The following is a 2,331-nucleotide window of genomic DNA, read 5'->3' on the forward strand; positions in this document are numbered from 1 at the left end:
GGAATAATTTCCCATCCTTCAATCGAAGTACACGAGGTAAGGTCATGGCACATGCCCATTTGTGTTCTTGGTCATGGGTTGGAAGGGTACGCCCCCATGTCTGCATCCAAGCAATCAGGATACGATGATTTTGATCGTCCAACAATGTTTGTGGAGCATAGAAGTCTTGGCCATGATCAATTTCTTGAACTGATTCTGGGATAAAACGTTTTTCTCCCCAATCTACCTTACCCGTGAACAAAACCGATGAGTTGATGTTATGATATGAGTCTCCCTCACGCTGATAACGCATGGGTGACATAATAAGGCAAGCCTTCCCATCTAACTCAAAGTAATCTGGACATTCCCACATAAAGCCTTGGTGCTCTACCCCTTTTAAAAAGATGGATTCGAACTGCCATTCTACTAGGTTATCGGACCCTAGTAGAACGATACAGCCCACATTATCCTTGTGTTTGGCAGCTACTACGGAGTAATAGCGTCCATCTTTTTCAAAGAGTTTTGGATCACGGAAATCAGCTGCAATCAACTCATCTGGCAAGTCTGCTCCAGTTGCAACTGGATTTTGTTCAATCTTTTCAAAGTGAATCCCGTCATCTGAAAATGCCATATTTTGCACTTGACGAACACCTGTTTCTTCTTCGATATGCCCAGTATACATGAGCCAGAGGCGATCATCCTTGACAATGGCAGAGCCTGAGAAGCAACCATTTCGGTCATAATCTTGGTCAGGAGCAAGTGCCACCGGCAAGTGCTCCCAAGTCACCAAGTCCTTACTTTTAGCATGACCCCAGTGCATAGGCCCCCAAACACTATCATAAGGATAGAATTGATAAAAGAGATGGTATTCTCCACGAAAATAGACAAATCCATTTGGATCATTGATCCAGCCAATCTCAGCTGAAAAATGTTCTTCAGGCTTATATTGAGTATTTACGAGACGTTTATTTTCTGCTATAAAACGATTGGCTTTTTCTACTGTAAATGTTTTATTTATCATAAGTACATCCTATTTTATTCCAGTTCCGGAACCACCCAGACCTTGAACAATATATTTCTGAGCGACTACATAGACCAAAATCAACGGAATCGTTGAAATAGTTAATACAGCCATTACCTGATTGATATAAACTGGTTGAGTTGTATTAATAGTTGTAATTGCAACCTGCATTGAAAATTTAGAAGAATCTGTCAAAACCATCAATGGCCAAATATAATCATTCCAGCTTGAAATAAATGATAAAACGCCAACTGTAGCAACTGCAGGTTTAGACATTGGAAGCATAATTCTAAAGAAAATTCTAACGATACTTGCTCCGTCCATCTTTGCAGACTCAAGAATCTCTTCTGGAATTGCAATAAAGAAATTCCTAAATAAGTAAATATTAAATACACTCGCCAATCCTGGAATAATAACTGCAAGACGATTATTGACCAAACCTAAGGAATTGATAATGGTAAATTGTGGAATTAACACAGTTTCTACTGGAATGATAAGTAAAGCAAGTAAGAAACCAAATAAAATTTTCTTACCTGAAAAATTGACTTTTGCAAAAGCGAAACCGGCCAGTGCATTGACAATAATAGAACCAATAGCAAACGTTCCAGCATAAAAAATGCTGTTCCCTAGATAGGTAAAAATACTAAATCGCTCAAATACTTCCTGATAAGGTTTAAACCAATCAGCAGGATTTAAACTTGGTAAGAAGGCTTGCCAACTAGTCAAATTTTTATAAACATCTGCTTCTGGCTTCATAGCTGAAACTACCATCCAAACCATAGGAAAAAGGAAGAGTCCTGCCAATAGAGTTAACAGAATATATTCTAAGATTGTTGTTGGTTTAAATCGTTTCATCTTAGTCATCCTCCTTCAGAACGCGACGTTGTACTAAGCTAATCATACCAATTAACGTTGTAAACACTAAAGCGATTGAGCTAGAATATCCTACAAGACGATCAGTAAAGCCTTGTTGATAAATATAGTACACCATAGTAATTGTTGAGTTTAATGGACCACCTTGCGTCATAACCATTGGTTGCACAATCAGTTTAAAGGCAGAAATTAAAGTTGTTAACAATACAAACAGAGCTGTTGGTTTTAGTAGGGGCATCGTGATATAACGAAACTGAGCCCATTTTGAGAATCCATCTAATTCAGCAGCTTCATAGACATCTTGTGGAATATTCTGCATTCCTCCTAAAAATAAAAGCATCTGATAACCTGCACCCTGCCAAGCAGAAACAAAAACAATTGCATACATAGCTTGTTTGGGACTAGTCAAGAAAGGTTGAGAAGCAATACCTACCTTATTTAAAATAGCATTTAATAAG

Annotated in this window: 3 protein-coding genes; all 3 read right to left on the reverse strand. The window is 38.2% G+C overall.

Annotated elements, in window-relative coordinates; all coding sequences use genetic code 11:
- A partial coding sequence (locus SMIDD26_RS07790) for a glycoside hydrolase family 32 protein (RefSeq protein WP_134990247.1) occupies nucleotides 1–1,000 on the reverse strand: 1,000 nt, incomplete at its 3' end.
- 9 nt (nucleotides 1,001–1,009) lie between these two features.
- The gene (locus SMIDD26_RS07795; protein WP_000819520.1) at nucleotides 1,010–1,855 is read right to left on the reverse strand and encodes a carbohydrate ABC transporter permease; all 846 of its coding nucleotides are present in this window, start codon (nucleotides 1,853–1,855) and stop codon (nucleotides 1,010–1,012) included.
- Nucleotide 1,856: 1 nt separating this feature from the next.
- A partial coding sequence (locus SMIDD26_RS07800) for a carbohydrate ABC transporter permease (RefSeq protein WP_134990248.1) occupies nucleotides 1,857–2,331 on the reverse strand: 475 nt, incomplete at its 5' end.

Source organism: Streptococcus mitis, assembly GCF_001579035.1.
Lineage (GTDB): Bacteria > Bacillota > Bacilli > Lactobacillales > Streptococcaceae > Streptococcus > Streptococcus mitis_J.